The organism is Wolbachia pipientis, from assembly GCA_023052945.1.
Classification (GTDB): Bacteria; Pseudomonadota; Alphaproteobacteria; order Rickettsiales; family Anaplasmataceae; genus Wolbachia.
Genome location: CP095495.1, coordinates 1078183 through 1103356, shown reverse-complemented (window position 1 = coordinate 1103356; position 25174 = coordinate 1078183). Strand labels below are relative to the sequence as shown.

The window sequence follows — 25174 nt, the reverse complement described above, 5'->3', positions numbered from 1 at the left end:
AAAAGAGTAAAGTATTCTTTTATATAGAAATTGCTATAAACTATGTAGGGTTTTAGACATATCTGCTGGTGGTATGGGTTGCTAAGGGAAAAAGCAGTAAGGAATTAGCAAGAGATGGGCTTCTAGCAGATATTCAAAAAAGCATCCAAATGCAGATCCCTAAAATTCACGCTGAATTAAAAGCTTTAGGCAAAAATTAAAACAGTACAAAGTGTGATGCAAGCATCGAACAGACGAAATCTGTCAAATCAGAAAGAAACACACAAATTTAAGTTTTTAGTAGTTTTCAAGTATAGTTGTACAGGGAGCGCCTCTGCAGTTATGACCGACATTTTCAATGGTGCCTAAGTGCCCGTATGCAAGCATGGTTTTGGAAGGAACGGTCAAATCATTGATGAGTCATTTAGACTACCTCGGTTAGGAGATTGTACTATCAACCGTTCCAAGCTGAAGCGTTTCCCTATTACAAATTATATGTAGGAGTTACCATGAAAAAAGCAAAAAGTAAATTAGAAATAGTGAATCCTAATGCAGCAGGAATAGACATTGGTTCAGCTGTACACTATGTGTGTGTACCTGAAGGAAGAACGCGTTCAGAAATTTGGCTGCTTTACTGAAGACCTTCATAACTTAGCACAGTGGTTAAAAAAGTGTAAAGTTACAACAGTAGCTATGGAATCAACAGGAGTATATTGGATTCCTTTATTTCAAATACTTGAGTCATACAAATTCGAGGTAAAATGCACGGCATATAAAGAATGTACCTGGTAGGAAGTCTGACGTTCAAGATTGCCAATGGCTCCAACAATGGATAGTCAAGCAAAATTACGTTTGTAACTTTGCTTGACTTGTCCGTTTTTTTTATGTCTTTATTACAATCATAACCTCTAGCTCAAAATTACACCCCTTGCTGTATTAGATAGAGGTAGAGCAGAATTAAAATTACTGCTTAGTTTTGAATCTTTCGGTTGCAGGGTAGGGTTGCAAGCTTCTTCGTATGATGGTGGTTGTACTTCTGAAAGATCTGCTGGCTGCTTAGGTTCATCGCATGGTGGTGCCGAAGGTTTTTTACCATAATCGCCTACTACTGGGTCTTTTTGTTCTAATTTCTTCACATCTTCAGTATTAGTTGCTTTATCTACATATTTTGGTCCTTCTACAAAGTCTTGCATTTCTTTTGCAAAACTATGCTCTAGAACACAACTTGCTAAGTAAGCTACACCTGCTATTATAAGCATTAATGCCATAACAATGAAAGGTGAAACTGCTATATACCTAAAAACCGTTACTGCATGCATACTCATATGAGTGGGTGGTGTAATGGCTATTATTATTGGGCCAAGGAAGACTATAGGAGTAAGTATGAATACTATAGCAGTTATAGGTAAAGATCCTAATTTTGATATATTTCATGAATGTTAGTGTTGTTAGTATAGTCTTCTAGTTCTTTTGAAATCTCAGCCTTTAATTTTGCAACCTCATTTTCTAGTATAGAATAGTATTTTTGCTTCAATTGATCACTCAATACTGATTTACCGCCACTAAGAACATTTAAAATGTCTTGTTTGCGTACCTCAATTTCTTTAGAAATTTTAGAATTGTTTTGTAGTTCCGCTTCTTGTATATCTTGATCCATTTTGGCCTGTAATTTTTTACTGATCTCACCAAAATCTTTGGATAAATCCCTATGAGCAAGATATTTTAATATAACAGGTAAAGCTAGCGCATTTTCTTTATAAAGTGAAGACAAAAGCTCTAAAGCGAAAGAATTAGGTATTGCCTCTCTTGGTAGAGTTAAAGTTGAATCGTAGGGATTCTTGATAACTAACTTTACTGAAGAATCTTTGAATCCTTTTCGATCATCTATATGAAATACCTTTGCAACAAAGAAGTTTTCTAATTTCTCAAAAGGACAACAGTTTTTCTCTAATTTTACTTTTATAATACTGCTTAACATTGAAACCTCACTGATTATTTTATACACGTAGTTTAACACTATTTTAATTACTTGTCAAGAAAGTGTAATTATTAACTATAATATTTAATTAATAAAGCTTTATTTTTTTTAATAAGAAGCAATCTAAGATAGACAACTGCTAGAAAATCTCATCGCTGCCTTTTTGTTAACAGTGGTATTAGACTTCAAGTTACTGCAAAAAATGTTTTAAAACATAATTAGACCTGCTGAAAAAGGTGATTGAAAAAATGATGTGAGAGAGGTAGAAGAAGAATAAGCAGATCAAGTAAGGAAAAAAATGAGCTTTAGTTACTATAATATGAAAAAATACCCAAGAAACTTTCGTAATATAACAGGTTTAACTATAGAGGAGTTCGAAAAAGTAGTGGAAAAAGTGAGGTCTGGATGCGAAAAACAGAAAAAGTGTCATGGTAGAAGATCAAAACTACCAACTCTGGAAGATAAGTTGTTTTGCGTAATTTTGTACTATCGCACTTACATAACACATAGATTTTTAGGATGCCTATTCAATGTACACAACGCAAATGTATGTAGGTTACTTAAGAGAATAGAGCCATTACTCGCCAAAAAAGTGACTATAACAAAAGATAGAAGTATGACGCCAGAAAAAATACTGAAGATTTTGGCTGATGTTACAGAACAGCAAATACAGAGACCAGAAGATAGTAAAAAACGGAAGAAATCATATTCAGGAAAAAAAAGAACCAACACTATGAAAACTGAGATTATTATCGAAGAAGGAGGAAGAATTTTATCAGTGTCAAAGTCATACCGTGGTAGAATTAGTGATTTCCGCATAAGGAAACAAGAAAAATATTTACCACTTGATAGCATAAAACATGCCGATTCTGGATATCAAGGTTGGCAAAAATTGCAAAGCAATGTTATAATTCCATATAAAAAGTATCGTAAAAAGCCATTAACTCCAGAGCATAATAGAAGATTAGCATCATTTAGAATGAGAGTAGAAAACAAGATCCGAGAGATAAAGATATTTAAGATTATGTCGAATGTTTATCGCAATTTTCAGAAAAAATATAACCTGAGGTTCAATATTATTGCTGGTATTGTAAATCTTAAGCACGCCTTTTAGTTAACCTTGATTTTAGTCACCCTCCTTTCCTTTTTTTTATCGCTTGATTCGCAGCAGGTCTATTGACTTTATCTAGTTAATACTTCAAATTATAAAAAAGCAGATAGTTCTATGACGGCAAGTCTATTACAAGGCAAAAAGGGATTAATAACCGGAATAATAAATAAGAGATCGATAGCATACGGTATAGCAAAAACTCTCTCAGAGCACGGAGCAGAACTTGCAATCACCTACCAGAATGAAATAATAAAAGAAAAACTATCACCAATAGCAGATGAATTAAATGTGGAGCTAATATTACACTGTGACGTTTCAAATGAAAAAATCGTAGATAACGCTTTTGAAATAATAGAGAAAAAATGGGGTACTCTTGACTTTTTGGTGCATGCAATAGCATTCTCCGATAAAAATGAGTTAGATGGTAAATATGTCAATACTTCACTGAATAACTTCCTCAATGCAATGCATATATCGTGCTATTCTTTCACTGCTTTAGCGCAAAGAGCTGAAAAAATGATGTCAGGTGGTGGTAGTTTACTTACTTTATCTTATTATGGCGCTGAAAAAGTTATGCCAAATTATAACGTTATGGGTTTATGTAAAGCAGCACTTGAAGCAAGTGTAAAATATATAGCATGTGATCTCGGGCCACAAAATATCAGAGTAAATGCAATTTCCGCCGGTCCAATCAGAACTTTAGCATCTTCTGGAATAAGCGATTTTCACTTCATATCAGAATGGAATAGAAATAATTCTCCACTTAGACGCAATGTTACAATAGAGGATGTTGGCAAGGCAGCGCTATACTTATTAAGCGACTTAAGTAGTGGCACTACTGGAGAAATTTTGCACGTCGATTCAGGATATAATGTTGTGGGAATGAAGGTGGTTGACTAACAAAGCGCTAGTTTCTTCGGGTTCATACACAACTCTATCAGGAGTTTTGTGACTGTGATTGCAGAAAACATCGAACATAAAATTCCTATTGATAAAGTGACAGAAAAGCCTCTAATTGCTCCGCTGCCAATAATGAACATTATTCCTGCAACAATGAGTGTTGTGATATTTGAATCCAGTATTGTCTTTATAGCGTTTTTAAACCCTTCTTCAATAGCACGTTCCACTCTCTTGCCAGATTTGATTTCCTCACGAATTCGCTCAAATATTAAAACATTTGCATCCACCGCCATACCGACAGTGAGTGCAATACCTGCAATTCCAGGTAAAGTTAGAGTTGCTTCAAGCAGAGTGAGAATTGATAATATAAGAATTACATTAGAAAAAAGCGCAACAGAAGCTAATATACCTAATTTGCCGTAAGTGATAATTATAAATAAAGCCACGGCTATAATAGAGATTGTTGCTGCCATTTCCCCTTCCTTTATTGATTCTTCTCCAAGGCTTGGGCCAATGTTTTTTTCTTCAATTATTTTAAGTGGTGCTGGCAGTGCTCCAGATTTTAAAAGTATTGCAAGTTCGCTTGCTTGTTTTTCAGTGAAATTACCGCTAATTTCTCCCTCTCCATTTAAAATTGGCTCACGTATTGTAGGTACTGTTAAGACTGTGTTATCCAGAACAATTGCAAAAGGTTTTCCCACATTTTCTTTAGTGATTTTCGCGAATCTTTTACTCGCTATGCTGTCAAATTTAAAATGCACTGTTGGTTTACCTAAGTGACCAAATCTAACTGATGCGTTAACCAGCGAATCACCACCTATTTCAGTTTTGCGGAATATTGGATAAGAATTACCTAAAGAATCCTTGAGCATGACAGTAGTTTCGTGATCTACATCCTGCATTTTAGCCACGCTGGTGTTTGCTAAATGGAAAGCTAGCTTAGCAGTTTTGCCAAGCAGAGATTTTATCTGCTTGGTGTCTTCTACTCCAGGCACCTGCACTAATATTTTATTCTGCCCTTGTTTTTGAACACTGACTTCCTTTGTGCCAAGTTTATCCAAACGGCGCTGGACATTGTTTATTGATTCTACAACTACTTCACTGATCAAAGAATTTTTATAATGGGGTTTATACGAAATGAGAATTGAAGAATCTTTCTTATTTAGCTCTAAATTTGGATTTATCGCATTAATCAACGCAGATGCTTTTTTATAATCATCAATATTATTTAAAGTTACAACGCTATTTTGTACGTTAGATTCAATATTTTTTGTTAGCAATGTCTCTTTTATCTCACCTGCTAACATGCTTAGCTTTTCCTTAAAATAGAAGTCTAAGTCTATGTTTAAAAGCAAAGATGCCCCTCCTTTCAGGTCAAGGCCTAAGTTTATTCTTTTTTTCGAAATAAAAAGCTTATTATCAAAGAAATTTGGCAGTGTTATGTATAAAGCAAGTAAACAGATGCATAATACTGAAAAAGATTTGACTATAAGCCTGTTGTACATAAGTTGTAGGTTTAAAATTGTAATAATTGATTGTAAGTTAAAAATAGATTTTTGTAAAATTCTCTATTGTCCAAATAACCTATCCAAGTAGCTATAGAAACGAAAAAACTTACTTGACAAACCCCGCCAGCCCCCTTATCATGAAAGTGAAGCTATTTTATTTAACTTCGCAATCTCTGCAGCAGATTAAAATGACAAGAAAACTTGTATTTGGCGTACTATTGTTTAATTTTTTGCACTATGTGCACCGTATGTCTTTATAAAATTTCTAGGTTTTTACCTACATAAGCTGAAACGCGCTTATAAAGCGTTCAAGACATCGCCCAACGTCAAATTTTAAAATAGAGAGTGTAATAACTAGCTACCACGGGTTTTCTATGCCTTTTTTTTCTGCCTAGTAAATTTCTTAAATATTAAAGCTAAGGTTAGTTGTCGTTTAAAAGCAGCTAAATTGCAGCGTTTAAGACTTAAAAAACGCCAATACTGAAAATAGACAATGACTAGGGCTTCTTTTGCCTTTTTTTTCGTTTGGTGAATTTCTTAAATATTTATGGCTAAAGTAATTTAGGCCTACCGACAACCGTCATCCCGCTACGTGTTAGCGGGATCTATAGACCTGCTGAAAAAGGTGATTGAAAAAATGATGTGAGAGAGGTAGAAGAAGAATAAGCAGATCAAGTAAGGAAAAAAAATGAGCTTTAGTTACTATAATATGAAAAAACACCCAAGAAACTTTCGTAATATAACAGGTTTAACTATAGAGGAGTTCGAAAAAGTAGTGGAAAAAGTGAGGTCTGGATAGGAAAAACAGAAAAAGTGTCATGGTAGAAGATCAAAACTACCAACTCTGGAAGATAAGTTGTTTTGCGTAATTTTGTACTATCGCACTTACATAACACATAGATTTTTAGGATGCCTATTCAATGTACACAACGCAAATGTATGTAGGTTACTTAAGAGAATAGAGCCATTACTCGCCAAAAAAGTGACTATAACAAAAGATAGAAGTATGACGCCAGAAAAAATACTGAAGATTTTGGCTGATGTTACAGAACAGCAAATACAGAGACCAGAAGATAGTAAAAAACGGAAGAAATCATATTCAGGAAAAAAAAGAACCAACACTATGAAAACTGAGATTATTATCGAAGAAGGAGGAAGAATTTTATCAGTGTCAAAGTCATACCGTGGTAGAATTAGTGATTTCCGCATAAGGAAACAAGAAAAATATTTACCACTTGATAGCATAAAACATGCCGATTCTGGATATCAAGGTTGGCAAAAATTGCAAAGCAATGTTATAATTCCATATAAAAAGTATCGTAAAAAGCCATTAACTCCAGAGCATAATAGAAGATTAGCATCATTTAGAATGACAGAGTAGAAAACAAGATCCGAGAGATAAAGATATTTAAGATTATATTGCTGGTATTGTAAATCTTAAGCACGCCTTTTAGTTAACCTTGATTTTAGTCACCCTCCTTTCCTTTTTTTTATCGCTTGATTCGCAGCAGGTCTATAGTTAAACCTGTTATATTACGAAAGTTTCTTGGGTGTTTTTTCATATTATAGTAACTAAAGCTCATTTTTTTTCCTTACTTGATCTGCTTATTCTTCTTCTACCTCTCTCACATCATTTTTTCAATCACCTTTTGCAGCAGGTCTTATGTTAAGAGATACCGCGGCGGTATGACGTAGAGCTACAGGTGTCATCCCAGTGCCCCTTTTTTTGTCATCCGAGTAGCTGACACTGGATAGGGGCGCTGCCGTCATAAAGGAACCAGTGTCAGCTACTTGGATAGGGGGCACTAGAATCCAGTAAGCTTATTTATGCATATAAAAGATTATTATTTTGTAAAGTCAAAGTTGCTTTTGGTTTTAAGTTAAAGTACAATAAATGCAAAGGTTTATATAATGAATTAAACTGGATCCAAGTAGTCAGCTACTTGAATGACATCAGACAAACAATCGTACACATGCTAGTCAAAATAGGTACCAGAGGAAGCAAGCTTGCAGTTGCCCAGGCTTTGGAAGCAAAACAAAAGTTGCTGGATTCTTTTCCTAACTTATCTATTGAGATTGTTAAAATAAAAACTTCTGGAGATAAGTATGCAAACGCAAATCTTGCTGAAATGGGAGGCAAAGGATTATTCATTAAAGAAATTGAGACTGAATTGCTCGAAAATAATATAGATATGGCAGTTCATTCACTAAAGGATGTGCCTGCGTTTTTCTCAGGGGATTTAACAATTCCTTGTGTTTTAGAAAGGCTAAGTCCATGCGATGCGTTTATTTCTCATAAACACAATAGCCTTGAGTCTTTGCCACAGCAGGCTACTATTGCCACTTCTTCAATAAGAAGAAAAGTTCAGTTGTTAAATGTTAGACCAGATTTAAATATAGTACCGCTACGTGGAAATGTAACAACTAGATTGCAAAATCAAAGTTTTGATGGAATAATTTTAGCTGAAGCTGGACTCATAAGATTAGAAAAGCATCACTTAATTACAGAGGTATTGCCACCAAAAGTTATGTTAAGTGCGGTGGGACAGGGAGCGATTTGTATTCAATGTAGAAGGAATGATGTAAAAATTATCGATCTTTTAGAGAAAATTAATAATAATATGTCTTTTATAAGAGTGAAATCAGAGCGCAGTTTTATGAAGACAGTGAATGGTTCATGTTTTACACCACTTGCAGCTTTGGCTGAATATGTAAACGAAAATATGCTATACCTTTGTTGTATGTTAGCAAGTGGAAAAAATATATACTTCACTGAGCGCACTTCATTTATAGAAGATGCGGAGAAAATGGGTATGGATGCAGGACTAGAGTTGAAATCAAAATGCTTATAAGCTTACCTAAAGTACGTGGAGTCTATCGTTATGACATCTTAATGTCTAAAGCGACGTGGTTAAACGTCGGTGGACGAGCTGATGTGTTATTTAAACCATGTGATATTGAAGATTTAACATACTTGATTAAAAATACTGAACTGCCAGTTAGTGTTATTGGTGCAACATCCAACATAATAGTACGAGATAGTGGCATTCGAGGAATAACAGTAAAATTAGGTAAGGAGTTTGCATATATTAAAAGTAAGGGTAACAACTCTATTGTAGCTGGGGGAGCTGCGCTGCTCAGGAACCTTGCTTACTTTGCAGGAGAGCGACAAATTAGTGGACTCGAGTTTCTAGTTGGAATTCCAGGAACAGTTGGTGGCGGAATAGAAATGAATGCAGGTGCGTATGGTAGTGACATCGCAAGCGTTGTACAATCCATAAAAGCAGTGAATCTAGAGGATGGAAACCTATATGAGTTCTCCAGCGAAGAAATGGGGTATTTTTACCGTGGACATAGCCTAAAAGGAAATTGGATTTTTGTTGAAGCTGAGTTTAAAGGAATAAACTCAGAGTATGAGCTTATATTGCAAAGGTTAAAGGAAATTGTTGAGAAAAAAAATAAAAGCCAGCCAATAAGAGGAAAAACTGCTGGGTGCATATTCAAAAATCCAAAAAACTACCGAGCATGGGAGTTAATTGATAAATCTGGCTGCCTAGAGTTAAATATTGGTGGAGCTAGAATCTCTAAGAAACATTGTAACTTCTTGCTCAATTACGATAATGCAACTGCATCTGACTTGGAAAACCTTGGCAACAGAGTAAAAGATGCAGTGAAGGATAAATTTAATGTTGAACTTGAGTGGGAGATAAGGGTTTTGGGTAGCGCTATTAGACAGTTTTTATAGCTTCTGTATATTCTAATCTTTCCTAATGACTCAGCATGATCGTAACCTTTCACACTTAATTAAACAGACTAAATTCTGTAATTTTGGGATGTTGAAAAATTTACCTTACGTTGTTATTCCAGCGCATAACGCTGAAATCCAGATTTATAGAAACGGATTAAACGAAAAACTACTTGACAAGCCTCGCCAGCCCCCTTATTATGATAATAAGGGTATTTATGACTCAAAACTTGTTTTTGACCTGCAGGCTCAATGACAAAATTCAGTAAAAAACTCAGAGTATTTATTGGCGGATTACATAAAATTATAGCGGCTGCATGTCTTTTTTATTTTTTCTACATTCAGCCAAATCGCGCTTATTTTAAGCGTTAGCACATTATTACAGCGCCACTTACAGTAATATAGAGTCAAAACTCGCTACTCGGGGCTTCTTTTGCCTTTTTTTCGTTTGGTAAATTTCTTAATATTTGTAACTAAACGACAACCGTCATCCCGCTGCTTGTTAGCGGGATCTATAAGACCTGCTGCGAATCAAGCGATAAAAAAAAGGAAAGGAGGGTGACTAAAATCAAGGTTAACTAAAAGGCGTGCTTAAGATTTACAATACCAGCAATAATATTGAACCTCAGGTTATATTTTTTCTGAAAATTGCGATAAACATTCGACATAATCTTAAATATCTTTATCTCTCGGATCTTGTTTTCTACTCTCATTCTAAATGATGCTAATCTTCTATTATGCTCTGGAGTTAATGGCTTTTTACGATACTTTTTATATGGAATTATAACATTGCTTTGCAATTTTTGCCAACCTTGATATCCAGAATCGGCATGTTTTATGCTATCAAGTGGTAAATATTTTTCTTGTTTCCTTATGCGGAAATCACTAATTCTACCACGGTATGACTTTGACACTGATAAAATTCTTCCTCCTTCTTCGATAATAATCTCAGTTTTCATAGTGTTGGTTCTTTTTTTCCTGAATATGATTTCTTCCGTTTTTTACTATCTTCTGGTCTCTGTATTTGCTGTTCTGTAACATCAGCCAAAATCTTCAGTATTTTTTCTGGCGTCATACTTCTATCTTTTGTTATAGTCACTTTTTTGGCGAGTAATGGCTCTATTCTCTTAAGTAACCTACATACATTTGCGTTGTGTACATTGAATAGGCATCCTAAAAATCTATGTGTTATGTAAGTGCGATAGTACAAAATTACGCAAAACAACTTATCTTCCAGAGTTGGTAGTTTTGATCTTCTACCATGACACTTTTTCTGTTTTTCCTATCCAGACCTCACTTTTTCCACTACTTTTTCGAACTCCTCTATAGTTAAACCTGTTATATTACGAAAGTTTCTTGGGTATTTTTTCATATTATAGTAACTAAAGCTCATTTTTTTCCTTACTTGATCTGCTTATTCTTCTTCTACCTCTCTCACATCATTTTTTCAATCACCTTTTTCAGCAGGTCTTATGCTAAGAGATACCGCGGCGGTATGACGGTTCGCGGCAGCATGACGATAAGCTCGTCATCCCGCTACTTGGATGACAGCAGATCACCTCTTCACAAAAATTTTATCAGTAATACGCATATCAATAATACTCCAATCGCTGAAAGTAAAATCAGTTGTATTGTGTAAGTGGTTTAAATAGTCCCATGCACTAGAAGGGTTATCTTCAGGCAGTTTCACTGTGGAATCGTTATCAAGTATGATATTCCATCTTCTATTCCCTATATAAGCAAAAGAAGAAATGTGGTCACTTAATTGAGTTTTACTCTCTAACACATCTCTAACAAATTCTAGGTTTGATAACGAGTTTTGTCCTGTAATTACAACAAGATCATCTACTGGATAGTCATCTACGATCACTTTGCCTTCGAAATCAATTACCGAGGTTTTGTTATTATCTTTCCAGAGAGCAAATGGTTTATGCTCATCTATATTAATATGTAGGGTATTGGGTAAAATTCTGTGAACTCTTACGTATTTTATCCATCTGCTTACGGATTGTATGTTACCGGCAAGCTTTGAAAGTGATATATACATGATAGGTTGCGTTCTATCTGTCAAACTTAGAATATCCTTTTTGTTTGTAAATTTATTGCCGCTCACGACTACTTCGTCGATTGAAAATCCACTACTGAGTAATAAACTAGATAGGCAGCCATTATACCAAGTAAAGTAGTAATTAAATCGATTTATTATTTTATCAAGTGAGCTGTAGAGTATTAGCGTAAGAAAAAGTGCTGTGATAATAACCAAGGCACACTTACGCAAAAAACTCCTTTGGCTTCTAGTAATACTGCTCAACATGACTTAAATCCCTAATATTTTTGTGCTGCAAACTATCTTCAATAATAATTTTAACTAATTCATTAAAATTGATTCCTTTTGCCAATTTTGCAATTTCTGGCACTAACGATAACTCAGTAAAGCCAGGATGTGTATTAATCTCAAGCATTTTTAAAGTGTTATTTTTGGGATTATAACGGAAATCTGAGCGGGAAATAGTTTTGCATCCTAAAAATCGATGAACTTTCAGTGCGTGTTCCAAGGTCATTTTATATATATTGTCAGGAATTTCAGCAGGAAATATATGTTCTGCAAATCCATCTGTATACTTTGCTTCATAATCATAGAATTTATTTTTTGGTCGTATTTCCATAGTGCCAATTGCTTCATCTAGCAATACAGCAGTGTGTAACTCTACACCTGGAATGTATTCTTCTATGATCATTTTTTCCATGATGGTAGAATTGCCATCTTTTAGCTTCAAGTAATCCTCATGCGAGAAAATCATATGTACTCCAATGCTAGAACCTTCGTTAATTGGTTTTAAAACGTACGGATAATCGATTTTAATATTATTTTTTAGTAGATCTTCTCGGCTAATTACATAACCTTTTGGAGTGTCAATACTAAGGGATCGAAATATATGTTTTGACATCACTTTATTCATAGCAACAGCAGAAGCCATAACTCCTGAGTGTGTATATTTTATACCTAAAATCTCCAATAAACCTTGAATGCAGCCATCTTCACCATAAGGTCCATGCAGAGCGATAAAAGCAAGGTGGGGATTGATTTTTTTAAGCTTTTCAGCAATGTTGCTGTCAACATCTATTTCTATTGCATTATACGAAAGGCTATCAAGCGCTTTCTTTACTGCTTTTCCACTCATAAGCGATATTTCTCTTTCGCAAGAAAATCCACCACTTAAAATTGCTATAGTTGGAATCATGAGCATTCTATATAATTTTTATGCTAACGTCTGCATTTTAAGTTATAATATGGACTTACGCACATATTTTCTATATAAATTATACCTACTCTACCATGTCTTTTAGACTGCATACAGGTTTTCATACATGTTAAATCCTTAAAAGTTAAAATTTACTCCCACTTCCGGCCCATGAAGGTAACCACGACTTAACAAACCTCTCTCTAAGTAATAGCCAACAGAAACATTACTACTTCCTCTTATTACCTTAAATCCATAGGAAAATCTCGCTTGAGTGAGACTATATCTACACACTACGTTTTCTTTATTTTGCTTATAACTTCCACAAGCAGTGCAAACATAAATGAAGAATACAAATATCCTTTTGGTAATTCTATATGAAATCCATGAAGTATGAGGTACACACCGACAAGTAAAATAAATAAGATAGCAATTACTTTTAAACCTGGATTAGATTTGATTAACTGGGCGGTATAACTTGATAAAAACAGCATTGCTAGCATGGAAAATGTAAACGCTGTGGCAATTATTATCATGTTATAAGTTAGTGCTATAGCAGTTAATATCGAATCAACTGAAAAAACTAAATCTATTAATATAATTTGTAGCACAACTAAAAAAATTTTGATTTAACGTTTGCTTTCTTTTTATTTTTCTTACATACAAAGATGTCATCTCGTAACTCCATAGAGCTTTTAATAATAAGGAATAATCCCCCTGCAATCATAAGTAAATCCCTTGCTGAAATATTTAGCGATGCAGTGTGAAATATAGGTTTTTGCATTAACAATATAGATGATGTAAAAAATAGTATTACAAAACGCATTAATAGCGCTAATCCAAGGCCCCATAAGGCGCACTCTTTCTCTCAGCACATTTGGTACCTTATCTATTGCTAGAGAAATAAAGATTAAATTGTCTACACTAAGTATAGTTTCAAGTAGTGTAAGTGTCAGTAAAGTCCAAGTATCAGCTAGCATTTTTGTCCCAAATTCGGCTCTTTTTACTCTACAATAGATGTGTAAAAATTAAGTGACTTCACTCAGAAGTTTTATAGCAGTTCTCCAGAAAAACAGGATAACTGCTAATATAAAGCTCAGCAGCCTCTTCTATTTTCGTTTTTGAGCAAAATCAATAATAAGAGAGTTTCTTATTTTCATACACGCAAATAAGATAAAGCCTTATTTTCATTTTTGACTTTATTTGAAAATAATATATACTGTAAAAATAGTGTGCTAGGTTGAATGAATGTATATTAAAGGATCACCATCAGGCAAAGTTGTTAGAGCATTCGCTGGTTATCAGGCATTTATACCAAGCCCCTTGCCACCAAAATTTGAATGGGACAATGATTTAGTTAATAGTCTTTCCAGAGCAGATCATATTTTGGGTATGTTATCCATGGAAGGAGCTAAATTGCCTAACCCTCATCTTCTCATGCGACCCTTTATAGTACGTGAAGCGGTTCTTTCAAGTAGAATCGAGGGAACTCAAGCAACTCTTGGTGAAATTTTGGCTCAAGAAGCAGGTGCTAATGTAGATCGCAACCCCGATGATTTACAAGAAGTACGCAATTATATATCAGCGCTCGATTATGGACTAAAACGTTTACAATCTTTTCCACTGTCGCTTCAGTTGGTTAAAGAAATTCACGGAAAACTTATGCAAGGCGTAAGAGGTTCTCATGCAACTCCAGGAGAATTTCGCCGAGTGCAAAATTGGATTGGAAGCCCAGGATGTACAATAGACACAGCAAAATATGTGCCACCAATGCCAGGTGAACTGATGGGTTGCTTGAACTCTTTTGAAAAGTTTCTACATGATAGAACATTACCCTCACTTATACATATAGCTCTATGTCATTATCAATTTGAAGCGATTCACCCATTCTTGGACGGCAATGGACGTATTGGACGTTTATTAATAACATTACTTCTGATCGAAAGAAAATTATTACAATCACCTCTATTATACTTAAGTGCATTTTTTGAAGCTACAAGAAGTGAGTATTATGACCAACTTTACAATATAAGCAACAGAGGCACGTGGCATGATTGGTTCTCTTATTTCTTAAATGGTGTAGTACTGCAATCATTGGATGCATTGTCAAGAGCAGAACGAATTAACATTTTGATTGCAAATTGGCAAACTGAAGTTAGTTCTAAAACTGAAGGAGTTGCAAGTGGTATTGTAAGGTATCTCGCTGTAAACCCTTACTTTACTATAAGGAAAGTAGTTGAAAACTTAGGTGTCGTATTTACAACAGCCCAAAGAGCAATCGTAAAGCTTGAAGATTTAGGCATCGTTTCACAAACTTCTCAAGGAAAGAGAGATCGGGTTTTTTGTGCAACTGATATTTTGAATATTCTAGAAGAACCAACTAAGATTACAGAGAACTTCGATAGCACATTGTAGCTATTGTGATGAATAAAACAGCAAGCTTAAAGAGTCTGATCCAATGGACATGCTGAACAAAAAGTAAGGAGCTCCTTTTGGAAGATTATATTAACTTATTAATCAATTGCTTGACTTTTAGCAGGATTTATTATATTATTTTTTAATGAGCAATGCAATCAAACCAAGGAGGATAGCATGACTGGTGACGATAACAGAAAAACTTTACAATCGATAATTACTAGCGAAAATAACAGTATAAATAGAGTTGGAAAGTTAAAAGATTTCCTTAAACAAAACAAAGAAATAACTATTAATAAAGACACATTTGCATGTGCTTTACGATGCCCAAAAACTACAAAGGAAGCGATAATACACGAAATTCTGCTTCATTTTATACAAAATCCTGGCGAGCAATCACTAGAACAAGTAATACAATACTTAGATGGAGCAATACAATCTAGGATATATGCAAAAAACAACCCAATAAGAAATCTAGATGAAGAATTTCGTACTCATATAAACTTTAAAGATGAAAAGGGAAATACATTACTACATCATGCAGTTATAGGTAATAAAACTGAAGAAATAATCACCCTTCTTGTTACACATAGTGCAAATCCTTTGATACAAAACACGGATAATAAAATTCCTTTAGATTTAGCTCAAGGAAAAACAAAAGAAGTGCTTATTAAAAGTATGAAAAAACAAGCTAATACGAAAAAAGAAAGCGCTATGATAGGCAGTTTGGTGCCTGGCGTAATAATTGGTGGTTTTCTTGGTGTTACATTTGGAGCTGGTGTGTGTGTTGCAGTAAGTCTTTCTGGTGGTATGATACTAGGTGTAATGATAGCATCTTCTCTTGTTGCTAGTATAGCTATTGGACTGGCCATGTATTTTTTGAGTCAAGACTATGAACAGGCTAAAGCGATAGAAAAAACTGTTAGCTCTGAAATATCTGTTGATGGTGCAACTGCCGCAAATGATAAAGAAGGGCCACAACTTACATATAGCTGACCCAAGCAACACGTCATACCGCGATTCATTCGCGGTATAGATTCCGCTAACTAGTAGCGGAATGACGAATGCGTCGTTTTTCAAATTGTCGTAAGTCACTTTAGCTATAATACACACAAGGAGGGTGTCATCCCAGCGCCCCTATGATGTCATCCCAGTGCTTGACACTGGGATCCAGAAAAGTTTGCTTGTGAACAAGCAAACTAGCATGGAAAGTAGCTGATCTTACACTAAATGAATGTTTTTGATGAGGTTGCATAGAAGCTGGATTCCAGCGTCACGCGCTGGAATGACAACTGCGTTTTTTGTTTTTTTGTCATCAAATACTCCTACTCTTTATGTCATCCAAGTGTCCTGACTACTTGGATCCAAGAAATTTAATTGTTTTAAATTTTTCCCTCTATACACCTATTTAAATTTTATGTATGTGCAATATAATCTATAATAACGTTTATCAATACAATATATTAAAAAATATTATGAGCTTCGTGAAAGAAAAAAACACCCCTGTGATGGAGCAGTATTTGAACCTGAAAGCTCAATACAAGGATCATCTGCTATTTTATAGGCTAGGAGATTTTTATGAGTTGTTTTTCGATGATGCTATTAAAGCTGCGAAATTGCTGAATATAGTGCTAACCAAAAGGGGCAATTCAAATGGGCAAGAAATACCAATGTGTGGAGTACCAGCACACAGTAGCGAATCTTACCTACACAAGCTAATAGATTTAGGATTCAAAGTAGCAATCTGTGACCAATTAGAAACTGCTGATGAAGCAAAAAAGAGGGGCTATAAATCCATAGTAAAACGTGATGTAGTACGAGTTGTAACTCCAGGTACAATTATAGAAGATTCGCTACTGGAGGATAAAAGCAATAATTATCTCGCATCCATAGTTGAACAAAATGACGAATATGCTATTAGTTGGCTTGAATTATCAACGGGAAAATTTTTTCACACTTTAACGAATTTGAAAGCTCTAGATAGTGATTTATTGCGTATATCACCAAGAGAATTATTAATTTCTGAAAAATTCATTGAGGACGAAAAAATTAGATCGATTTTAAAAAATTATAAAATATCAATTACACAACACGCACAGAGTTTTTTTGAGTACAGTAAATCTCACAGAACGTTATGCGAGTTTTATAAAATCAGGGAACTTGGGAGTATAGGAAATTTCAGCAAAGTAGAAATCATAGCGTGCGGTGCACTGCTTGAATATGTCAGAGTAACACAAAGGGGCTCCATTCCAAGGCTTGAATTCCCAAAAACCTATAAGCAACAAAATTTCATGCTTATTGATGCTTCAGCAAGGAGAAATCTTGAGTTGTTTACAACTCAATTTGGTGAAAAGAAAGGTTCACTAATTTCAGTTATTGATCACACAGTTACAGCCTCTGGTGGACGCCTGCTCAAACAAATGCTCGCTTCACCACTTGCTTGCTCCAAGGCAATCAATTTGAGGCTCAGCACCGCTCAATTTTTTGTAAATAATCATGAGCCACGCAGAAAAATACGAGAGATATTATCTAACATTCCGGATATTGAGAGGTCTTTATCGCGCTTAATACTAGGACGTGGTTCACCAAAGGATATGAACCTATTAAAAATAGGCCTAGGAAAAACTTTAGAGTTATCTGAGTTTCTGTCTACCTTGCATAATTATTGTTTAAGTGAAAAACCAGCAATTAACTCTCAGATATCATTCCAGTGCTTAACCAGAGAAAAGGAACCAGTGTTTACTACTCAGGTGATAAGTAGTGACGAGAGTGAACTAAGCACAATACATAAAAGTCTTGGTAATCATAAAGATCTATTCGAGCTTCTAAACAGCGCTATACTTGATAACAACCTCAGTTCCGTAAAAGAAGGAGGATTTATCAATCCAAAATACAACTCAGAATTATCTGAGTTATCTTATATATTGAACAACAGTAACAAGTTGGTAACTAAGCTCCGTGAGTCTTATCGCAACCTAACTGGCATTGCCGCACTCAAAATACTACACAACAATATACTTGGTTATTACGTTGAAGTGTCAGCAAATCACAAAATAACTTCGGACATATTTATTCATAGGCAAAGCTTAGCAAATAGCATGCGCTATACTACTAATGAATTGAAAGAACTAGAAAATAAAATTCTTACGGCACGTGATGCTGCAATCGGCTTAGAAGTGAAAATTTTTAGCGAACTGTGTAGTGAAGTCGCTAAAGAATCTGAAAAAATTGCTCTTGCTGCAAATGCTTTGGCAAAACTTGATATTAGAGCCACGTTTGCGGAGCTTGCAGTGCAAAATAATTACGTAAAACCCATTATCGATGACAGTAAAGAGTTCAATATCTGTAGTGGAAGACATCCAGTGGTTGAAGTTAACGATAAATTCATTGCAAATAGCATCAATTTAGCTGGTATACATCTAATTACTGGGCCTAATATGGCGGGAAAAAGCACTTTTTTGAGGCAAAACGCTCTCATTGCAGTTTTAGCTCACATGGGGTCATTTGTGCCAGCAGAAAGTGCGCATATTGGAGTGATTGACAAGATATTTAGCAGGGTTGGTGCAACAGATAATATAACAGCTGGTTATTCTACCTTCATGGTAGAGATGATCGAAACAGCAACGATAGTAAATCAGGCAACAGATCGTTCCTTGGTGATACTTGATGAAATTGGCAGGGGCACAGGAGTGTATGATGGCCTGTCTATTGCTCAGGCAGTAATTGAACACATTCACAACATAAATAAGTGTCGCGCCATTTTTGCAACTCATTATCATGAATTAACTAAAGTAAGCAAATACTTGAAGAACGTGAAATGTTTTTGTGTAAAAATAAGAGAGTGGAACGGAGAGGTTATCTTTCTACATGAAGTAATTGAAGGCATTGCAGATGAGTCATATGGAATACATGTAGCAAAACTTGCTGGTTTTCCTGATTCTGTTTTAAATAGAGCAAATGAAGTATTTGAGGAGCTAAAGGCTTAAGAGGAAATTCTGACCTTACCCAGAAAAAGTAGAGAGAACCCTATGAATGGCTACTGACACAAAGTTAACAGACTACGAAGTAGGGAAAAAATTAAAATATGAGAGGGAAAAGCAAATCAGGCAGGTCTAGGGAGTAAAGTCGGAGTATTAGAGAAGCAAATGTCCAGATATGAGCGAGGGGAAAATCCGATTTCGATCATTACATTCTGTATGATAGTAGTGGAACTAATGATTGATATGGCAAAATTACTGCCTGAATCGACAGCATCAGAGAAAGGTGAGGTAGAAAAAACATTAAATCTAGTTAGAGAATGTAAAAAATTTAGGAACCAGGAATTATGTAAAGACCTGCTGCGAATCAAGCGATAAAAAAAGGAAAGGAGGGTGACTAAAATCAAGGTTAACTAAAATGTAAAAGATAAGACTTAATCTGATAGACAAGAATTAACTGACAGAAGAATTGAGGTAGTTAAAACTAATATCAGTCTCTTGTTTAATGCTACTAATATTTTTCTGAAAAGCAATATGTTTGCTATCAAGAAAAGTCTGCATAGGTGTTTTTCCATAGCAGTACTTACCAGAGTGAGGTCTTGTATCATTATAAGAACGCAACCAACAATCAACATCAATCTGTAGATCTTCCAAAGAATTGTAGATTTTCTTTCTAAAGATAATATTGTAACACTCATCTTGCATAGTTCTATGAAATCTTTCACATATGCCATTAGTTTGTGGAGAGTTGGCTTTGGTTCTAGAATGGTCGATATTTTCGATTCCCAAATATAGCTGATAAGCGTGATTTTCTGGCTTGCCACAATATTCCGTACCCCTATCAGTTAGAATGCGTAATAATGGAATTTTCTGCTCATCAAAAAATGGAATAACCCTATCATTGAGAAGATCTTCAGCTGTAATAGCTGTTCTGTCCGTGTAAAGTTTAACCATTGCAACCCTGGAATAAGTGTCAACAAAAGTCTGCTGATAAATTCGCCCTATACCTTTGATATTGCCCACATAATAGGTATCTTGAGAACCCAAATAACCTGGATGTTGCGTCTCAATTTCACCATGAGCTTCCTTTTGTTCTTTCATTTTTTCTAAAGCTGCAAGTTGTTCTTCAGTTAAAATGATTCCGTCTTGAGCTACTTTTGTCTCTAGTGCTTTAAGTCTCTTTTTGAGAGTTTCAAGGTCATTTCTTAGCCATACAGACCTTACTCCTCCCTGAGAAATTATTATACCTCTTTTTCTCAGTTCATTTGCAGCTCTTTCTTGCCCATATGCTGGAAATTCTGTTGCTATACCAATCACTGTTCTTTCTATATTATCGGAAACTCTGTTCGCTAATAGCGGTTTTTTCTTACTTATTTCATGTAATGCTCCCTCTCCTCCATTTTCATATAACTCCTTAAATCGATAAAATGTATCTCTTGAGTATCCCATCACTTTACATGCTTGAGATACATTTCCTAGTTGTTTTGCTAGTTCTAATAACCCTAGCTTTGGTTTAGTATTTTTGTTTGTATTGTACTCATTTCTAACACTCCTTTCTTTTATTATTTTATAACTTACTTTTTTAAAGTGTCAGATCAAGTCTTATTTAATACAACTAAAAGGCGTACTTAAGATTTACAATACCAGCAATAATATTGAACCTCAGGTTATATTTTTTCTGAAAATTGCGATAAACATTCGACATAATCTTAAATATCTTTATCTCTCGGATCTTGTTTTCTACTCTCATTCTAAATGATGCTAATCTTCTATTATGCTCTGGAGTTAATGGCTTTTTACGATACTTTTTATATGGAATTATAACATTGCTTTGCAATTTTTGCCAACCTTGATATCCAGAATCGGCATGTTTTATGCTATCAAGTGGTAAATATTTTTCTTGTTTCCTTATGCGGAAATCACTAATTCTACCACGGTATGACTTTGACACTGATAAAATTCTTCCTCCTTCTTCGATAATAATCTCAGTTTTCATAGTGTTGGTTCTTTTTTTTCCTGAATATGATTTCTTCCGTTTTTTACTATCTTCTGGTCTCTGTATTTGCTGTTCTGTAACATCAGCCAAAATCTTCAGTATTTTTTCTGGCGTCATACTTCTATCTTTTGTTATAGTCACTTTTTTGGCGAGTAATGGCTCTATTCTCTTAAGTAACCTACATACATTTGCGTTGTGTACATTGAATAGGCATCCTAAAAATCTATGTGTTATGTAAGTGCGATAGTACAAAATTACGCAAAACAACTTATCTTCCAGAGTTGGTAGTTTTGATCTTCTACCATGACACTTTTTCTGTTTTTCCTATCCAGACCTCACTTTTTCCACTACTTTTTCGAACTCCTCTATAGTTAAACCTGTTATATTACGAAAGTTTCTTGGGTGTTTTTTCATATTATAGTAACTAAAGCTCATTTTTTTCCTTACTTGATCTGCTTATTCTTCTTCTACCTCTCTCACATCATTTTTTCAATCACCTTTTGCAGCAGGTCTTAGGAAATGTATCTCAAGCATGTAAAGTGATGGGATACTCAAGAGATACATTTTATCGATTTAAGGAGTTATATGAAAATGGAGGAGAGGGAGCATTACATGAAATAAGTAAGAAAAAACCGCTATTAGCGAACAGAGTTTCCGATAATATAGAAAGAACAGTGATTGGTATAGCAACAGAATTTCCAGCATATGGGCAAGAAAGAGCTGCAAATGAACTGAGAAAAAGAGGTATAATAATTTCTCAGGGAGGAGTAAGGTCTGTATGGCTAAGAAATGACCTTGAAACTCTCAAAAAGAGACTTAAAGCACTAGAGACAAAAGTAGCTCAAGACGGAATCATTTTAACTGAAGAACAACTTGCAGCTTTAGAAAAAATGAAAGAACAAAAGGAAGCTCATGGTGAAATTGAGACGCAACATCCAGGTTATTTGGGTTCTCAAGATACCTATTATGTGGGCAATATCAAAGGTATAGGGCGAATTTATCAGCAGACTTTTGTTGACACTTATTCCAGGGTTGCAATGGTTAAACTTTACACGGACAGAACAGCTATTACAGCTGAAGATCTTCTCAATGATAGGGTTATTCCATTTTTTGATGAGCAGAAAATTCCATTATTACGCATTCTAACTGATAGGGGTACGGAATATTGTGGCAAGCCAGAAAATCACGCTTATCAGCTATATTTGGGAATCGAAAATATCGACCATTCTAGAACCAAAGCCAACTCTCCACAAACTAATGGCATATGTGAAAGATTTCATAGAACTATGCAAGATGAGTGTTACAATATTATCTTTAGAAAGAAAATCTACAATTCTTTGGAAGATCTACAGATTGATGTTGATTGTTGGTTGCGTTCTTATAATGATACAAGACCTCACTCTGGTAAGTACTGCTATGGAAAAACACCTATGCAGACTTTTCTTGATAGCAAACATATTGCTTTTCAGAAAAATATTAGTAGCATTAAACAAGAGACTGATATTAGTTTTAACTACCTCAATTCTTCTGTCAGTTAATTCTTGTCTGTCAGATTAAGTCTTATCTTTTACAAATCTACTTAAAGCGGGTATTTCTGTTGATATCACTCTCCAAACAACAGGCTTGTCTAAAGATGAACTTAAGAAGCATGATAAAACAGAGATAGTTTATGCTCTCTTTACTATTTTGTATTGCTCTACGCCGTTGTCCGGGCGCACCCATGTAACCATAATTCCTCCTTTGATGGCATTTTTTTCTTACATTTTATCATACCATCACACTCTGGGACTGTACATCTAAGGGATACCGCGGCGGTATGACGTAGGGGTTGCCGAGATTCCAGTGCTTGATGCTGGAATCTAGTTCTTATTGTACATTTACTTGATGTAGAGTTAAGTTTCCTGGATCCAAGTAGTCTGGGCACTGGGATAACACCCTGACAATCGTCATTCCGCTACTTGTTAGCGGCTAAGAGATACCGCGGCGGTATGACTAGACTTTTTGATTTACTCCCACTCAATGGTTGCTGGTGGTTTAGAAGTTAAGTCATAGACAACTCTATTTACTCCGGAAACGTTATTAACAATTATACTGCCAACATTCTGTAAAAAGTCCCAAAACACTAGCGAATGCTGATCCTTATCTTCAAATGGAAATGCATCAGCCGTCATACCATCGGACGATGTTACAGCCCTTAAAGCACAAACATATCCGTATGTACGACCATCTCCCATGACGCCTACAGTTTTTATTGGTAATAATACAGCAAAAGCTTGCCATATCTTATCGTATAGATCGTAATTTTTCATCGTATTAATATATATTTCATCTACTTCTTGCAATATTCGCACCTTTTCTTCATCGACTTCACTTATAATCCTCACTGCAAGTCCGGGTCCAGGAAATGGATGTTGAAATATTATCTCGTCTAAAAGCCCAATTTCTTTTCCAAGTAGCCTTACCTCATCTTTAAAGAGGTAGCGTAAAGGCTCTACTAGCTTCAGGTTCATCTTTTCTGGTAACCCACCAACATTATGGTGAGACTTAATTGTACTAGTGTTGTCTGAGGCATGCCCTGACTCAACTACATCAGAGTAGATGGTACCTTGCATCAAAAAATCCACATCACCTATTTTTTTTGCTTCTTCTTCAAACACTTCAATGAAAGCGTTACCGATAATTTTTCGCTTTTCTTCTGGATTAGTTATTCCCTTTAACCTACTCAAAAATAAATTTGATTTATCAACGTAGTTTATCGGAATCTCTTTCAACATAGCAATAGTCTGGTTCTTGCGTAACAACCCAGTATCGATAAAAATACAGTTCAATTGTTTTCCTATAGCTTTATGTGTGAGAGCCGCTGCAACACTTGAATCAACCCCACCACTTACTGCAGCGATTACTTTTTTCTCTCCTACTACATTTTTGATTTTTTCCTTCTGCTTTTCAATAAACGATTTCATTGTCCAGTCTCTCTCGCAACTTGCAATATCCAAGAAGTTAGAGAGCAATTTACTGCCATTTGTTGTGGGCCTCACTTCAGGATGGAACTGAGTACAGTAAATCTTCCGCTGTTCGTTAACAATCATTGCAATTGTTTGATTTATCACACCTGATGCGATAACAGTAAATCCCTGTGGTATAGTATCAACACTGTCCGCATGGTTCATTAATACATCCACTTCAGAATTAACATCCCAGGTATCCTTTATAATGGGGGATTCTTTTAGTATCTTGATTTTAGTTCTGCCAAACTCCTGTTTGAAACTCTTTTTTACTTTTGCTCCAAAATAATGACAAATGAGTTGCTGTCCATAGCATATTCCAAGTATAGGAACGTTTGTTGCCTCATTAAGTTTTATAATTTCATGTACTACTCTACTTGTTTCAGAACAATCATCATTTACAGATTGTGGTCCTCCAGAGAGAATAAACCCATTGAATTTTGATATTGTTTCAAAACTGATGTTGCTTGGAAATATTTCGCAATACACACCCATTTCCCTGACTTGTCTTGCGATAAGCTGTGTAAACTGTGAACCAAAATCAATAATAGCAATTGCTGACAATGTGCTCCTCCATATTATTTAAAGCAATGTTTGATAATAAAGAAAATAATGGAGTAAGTAAACTAAGACCTCTTAAAAGCTTTGATGTATGGCGTGCGTTTGCTATGATTTATTTTGAGTTGACAGAAACTTTGCACGGTGGTGACTCAGAGTCCTCAGTTTTTCTTTGGGGTCAAGGCATACTTTAAAAAAATCCCAACCGTTGCAACTTTTACCGGTAATTCTTGTGCCAGCCGTAGAAGGAGCACTATATTCTTCCCCATTGTAAATAAACTTTCCCTCATTACTGACTGTAACTTCATACATTTTCTTTTTATATTCTCCAACAAGTGTTCTACCTATAAAAAGAGCTTTAATAACTTTTTGATTTTGTGTTAAGCCATCATCATCAACTTGCACAATTTCTTTAGGTTTATCTATTTTGAGCTCATTTAGTGGCTCATTACCCACCATATTGTTTAATACTTTATTTATTATATATGTTACTGCCTCATCTTTGACTTCTTCTACCCTTTTATCTACATATTTTTCTACTTCACTACGCACATGCCTTTTCAAACTTTCAAGCAAATCCTGTAAGTCGAGTAAAGTTAATTCAGATGTTTCCATAAAAACCCCCAGTTTTATTATCACGTATCAATAATACATCTAGTATACTTAAAATATCTTTAAGAAAGGCGACTCTGACCCTCAGGTAGCTAATGTTAACTACCGATATCGTACGCGAACCAAAATCAATAATGGCAATTGCTGA

General features: G+C 35.1%; 19 protein-coding genes and 5 pseudogenes. 12 read left to right on the top strand and 12 right to left on the bottom strand.

The annotated features are described in order from the left end of the window. The first annotated feature begins 488 nt into the window (after positions 1-488). A pseudogene (locus MWH06_05290) lies at positions 489-808 on the top strand (transposase). Between the two features lie 79 nt (positions 809-887). Here the strand turns inward: MWH06_05290 and MWH06_05285 are convergent. Then, the gene (locus MWH06_05285; GenBank protein ID UPA54702.1) at positions 888-1238 is read right to left on the bottom strand and encodes a hypothetical protein; all 351 of its coding nucleotides are present in this window, start codon (positions 1236-1238) and stop codon (positions 888-890) included. Between the two features lie 155 nt (positions 1239-1393). Beyond that, positions 1394-1957 carry a hypothetical protein gene (locus tag MWH06_05280; GenBank protein UPA54701.1) on the bottom strand — a complete coding sequence of 188 codons (564 nt, stop codon included), beginning with the start codon at positions 1955-1957 and terminating at the stop codon, positions 1394-1396. 298 nt (positions 1958-2255) lie between these two features. Between MWH06_05280 and MWH06_05275 the strand changes: the two genes are divergently transcribed. Together MWH06_05275 and MWH06_05270 are read left to right on the top strand one after the other, a co-directional pair. Further along, entirely contained in the window at positions 2256-3071 is an 816-nt protein-coding gene (locus tag MWH06_05275) for a transposase (protein ID UPA54700.1), read from the top strand. A gap of 111 nt (positions 3072-3182) precedes the next feature. Beyond that, entirely contained in the window at positions 3183-3968 is a 786-nt protein-coding gene (locus MWH06_05270; protein UPA54699.1) for an SDR family oxidoreductase, read from the top strand. On the opposite strand, the gene secD is transcribed toward MWH06_05270, so the two are convergent. Continuing rightward, positions 3965-5323 carry a protein translocase subunit SecD gene (gene secD, locus MWH06_05265; protein UPA54698.1) on the bottom strand — a complete coding sequence of 453 codons (1359 nt, stop codon included), beginning with the start codon at positions 5321-5323 and terminating at the stop codon, positions 3965-3967. The two genes, MWH06_05270 and secD, sit on opposite strands and share 4 nt — an antisense overlap. Between secD and MWH06_05260 the strand changes: the two genes are divergently transcribed. The 4 genes and pseudogenes from MWH06_05260 (at position 5310) to murB (ending at position 9221) form a co-directional block, all read left to right on the top strand. Beyond that, a complete protein-coding gene (locus MWH06_05260; protein ID UPA54697.1) occupies positions 5310-5564 on the top strand; it encodes a hypothetical protein in 255 nt (84 codons plus the stop codon). The two genes, secD and MWH06_05260, sit on opposite strands and share 14 nt — an antisense overlap. A 600-nt stretch (positions 5565-6164) precedes the next feature. Then, positions 6165-6892, top strand: a pseudogene (locus MWH06_05255) (transposase). A 557-nt stretch (positions 6893-7449) separates the two neighbouring features. Further along, a complete protein-coding gene (gene hemC / locus MWH06_05250) occupies positions 7450-8328 on the top strand; it encodes a hydroxymethylbilane synthase (GenBank protein ID UPA55760.1) in 879 nt (292 codons plus the stop codon). Continuing rightward, positions 8319-9221, top strand: a complete 903-nt coding sequence (gene murB, locus MWH06_05245; GenBank protein UPA54696.1) for a UDP-N-acetylmuramate dehydrogenase — start codon at positions 8319-8321, stop codon at positions 9219-9221. The genes hemC and murB overlap by 10 nt, the downstream gene beginning before the upstream one ends. Before the next feature lie 578 nt (positions 9222-9799). Here murB and MWH06_05240 read toward each other — a convergent pair. The 5 genes and pseudogenes from MWH06_05240 to MWH06_05220 all read right to left on the bottom strand — a co-directional run bounded on the left by MWH06_05240 (position 9800) and on the right by MWH06_05220 (position 13443). Then, positions 9800-10614: pseudogene (locus MWH06_05240) on the bottom strand (transposase). A gap of 162 nt (positions 10615-10776) precedes the next feature. Next, positions 10777-11535: an FtsQ-type POTRA domain-containing protein gene (locus MWH06_05235; GenBank protein UPA54695.1), complete on the bottom strand. Its 759-nt coding sequence runs from the start codon at positions 11533-11535 to the stop codon at positions 10777-10779. Further along, positions 11516-12469, bottom strand: a complete 954-nt coding sequence (locus MWH06_05230) for a D-alanine--D-alanine ligase (protein UPA54694.1) — start codon at positions 12467-12469, stop codon at positions 11516-11518. The genes MWH06_05235 and MWH06_05230 overlap by 20 nt, the downstream gene beginning before the upstream one ends. Positions 12470-12601: 132 nt before the next feature. Beyond that, positions 12602-12757 (bottom strand): hypothetical protein, encoded by a 156-nt coding sequence (locus MWH06_05225; GenBank protein UPA54693.1) that lies wholly within the window; start codon positions 12755-12757, stop codon positions 12602-12604. Next, positions 12757-13443: pseudogene (locus MWH06_05220) on the bottom strand (TerC family protein). The gene MWH06_05225 and the pseudogene MWH06_05220 overlap by 1 nt, the downstream one beginning before the upstream one ends. Before the next feature lie 268 nt (positions 13444-13711). Here MWH06_05220 and MWH06_05215 point away from each other — a divergent pair. The 4 genes from MWH06_05215 to MWH06_05200 all read left to right on the top strand — a co-directional run bounded on the left by MWH06_05215 (position 13712) and on the right by MWH06_05200 (position 19233). After that, positions 13712-14878: a Fic family protein gene (locus MWH06_05215; protein ID UPA54692.1), complete on the top strand. Its 1167-nt coding sequence runs from the start codon at positions 13712-13714 to the stop codon at positions 14876-14878. Between the two features lie 177 nt (positions 14879-15055). Further along, positions 15056-15874 carry an ankyrin repeat domain-containing protein gene (locus MWH06_05210; protein ID UPA54691.1) on the top strand — a complete coding sequence of 273 codons (819 nt, stop codon included), beginning with the start codon at positions 15056-15058 and terminating at the stop codon, positions 15872-15874. A 479-nt stretch (positions 15875-16353) separates the two neighbouring features. Continuing rightward, positions 16354-18864: a DNA mismatch repair protein MutS gene (gene mutS, locus MWH06_05205; GenBank protein ID UPA54690.1), complete on the top strand. Its 2511-nt coding sequence runs from the start codon at positions 16354-16356 to the stop codon at positions 18862-18864. 159 nt (positions 18865-19023) lie between these two features. Then, a complete protein-coding gene (locus MWH06_05200; GenBank protein UPA54689.1) occupies positions 19024-19233 on the top strand; it encodes a hypothetical protein in 210 nt (69 codons plus the stop codon). A gap of 75 nt (positions 19234-19308) precedes the next feature. Here MWH06_05200 and MWH06_05195 read toward each other — a convergent pair whose 3' ends face one another. Together MWH06_05195 and MWH06_05190 are read right to left on the bottom strand one after the other, a co-directional pair. Then, entirely contained in the window at positions 19309-20304 is a 996-nt protein-coding gene (locus MWH06_05195; GenBank protein UPA54688.1) for an IS481 family transposase, read from the bottom strand. Positions 20305-20470: 166 nt separating this feature from the next. Continuing rightward, positions 20471-21286, bottom strand: a pseudogene (locus MWH06_05190) (transposase). A 107-nt stretch (positions 21287-21393) separates the two neighbouring features. On the opposite strand from MWH06_05190, the gene MWH06_05185 reads away from it, so the two are divergent. Further along, positions 21394-22389, top strand: a complete 996-nt coding sequence (locus MWH06_05185; GenBank protein ID UPA54687.1) for an IS481 family transposase — start codon at positions 21394-21396, stop codon at positions 22387-22389. Between the two features lie 468 nt (positions 22390-22857). Here MWH06_05185 and guaA read toward each other — a convergent pair whose 3' ends face one another. Together guaA and MWH06_05175 are read right to left on the bottom strand one after the other, a co-directional pair. Further along, positions 22858-24420: a glutamine-hydrolyzing GMP synthase gene (guaA, locus tag MWH06_05180; GenBank protein ID UPA54686.1), complete on the bottom strand. Its 1563-nt coding sequence runs from the start codon at positions 24418-24420 to the stop codon at positions 22858-22860. A 102-nt stretch (positions 24421-24522) separates the two neighbouring features. Then, positions 24523-25053, bottom strand: a complete 531-nt coding sequence (locus MWH06_05175) for a DUF2924 domain-containing protein (protein UPA54685.1) — start codon at positions 25051-25053, stop codon at positions 24523-24525. Positions 25054-25174 lie beyond the last annotated feature (121 nt).

What these genes read in the sequence shown, in the direction of transcription:
- MWH06_05285 (UPA54702.1), bottom strand. Translation starts at nt 1,238, where the DNA reads ATGCTTATAATAGCAGGTGTAGCTTACTTAGCAAGTTGTGTTCTAGAG.
- MWH06_05280 (UPA54701.1), bottom strand. Translation starts at nt 1,957, where the DNA reads ATGTTAAGCAGTATTATAAAAGTAAAATTAGAGAAAAACTGTTGTCCT.
- MWH06_05275 (UPA54700.1), top strand. Translation starts at nt 2,256, where the DNA reads ATGAGCTTTAGTTACTATAATATGAAAAAATACCCAAGAAACTTTCGT.
- MWH06_05270 (UPA54699.1), top strand. Translation starts at nt 3,183, where the DNA reads ATGACGGCAAGTCTATTACAAGGCAAAAAGGGATTAATAACCGGAATA.
- MWH06_05260 (UPA54697.1), top strand. Translation starts at nt 5,310, where the DNA reads ATGTTTAAAAGCAAAGATGCCCCTCCTTTCAGGTCAAGGCCTAAGTTT.
- hemC (UPA55760.1), top strand. Translation starts at nt 7,450, where the DNA reads ATGCTAGTCAAAATAGGTACCAGAGGAAGCAAGCTTGCAGTTGCCCAG.
- murB (UPA54696.1), top strand. Translation starts at nt 8,319, where the DNA reads ATGCTTATAAGCTTACCTAAAGTACGTGGAGTCTATCGTTATGACATC.
- MWH06_05235 (UPA54695.1), bottom strand. Translation starts at nt 11,535, where the DNA reads ATGTTGAGCAGTATTACTAGAAGCCAAAGGAGTTTTTTGCGTAAGTGT.
- MWH06_05230 (UPA54694.1), bottom strand. Translation starts at nt 12,469, where the DNA reads ATGCTCATGATTCCAACTATAGCAATTTTAAGTGGTGGATTTTCTTGC.
- MWH06_05215 (UPA54692.1), top strand. Translation starts at nt 13,712, where the DNA reads ATGTATATTAAAGGATCACCATCAGGCAAAGTTGTTAGAGCATTCGCT.
- MWH06_05210 (UPA54691.1), top strand. Translation starts at nt 15,056, where the DNA reads ATGACTGGTGACGATAACAGAAAAACTTTACAATCGATAATTACTAGC.
- mutS (UPA54690.1), top strand. Translation starts at nt 16,354, where the DNA reads ATGAGCTTCGTGAAAGAAAAAAACACCCCTGTGATGGAGCAGTATTTG.
- MWH06_05200 (UPA54689.1), top strand. Translation starts at nt 19,024, where the DNA reads ATGTCCAGATATGAGCGAGGGGAAAATCCGATTTCGATCATTACATTC.
- MWH06_05195 (UPA54688.1), bottom strand. Translation starts at nt 20,304, where the DNA reads ATGGGATACTCAAGAGATACATTTTATCGATTTAAGGAGTTATATGAA.
- MWH06_05185 (UPA54687.1), top strand. Translation starts at nt 21,394, where the DNA reads ATGGGATACTCAAGAGATACATTTTATCGATTTAAGGAGTTATATGAA.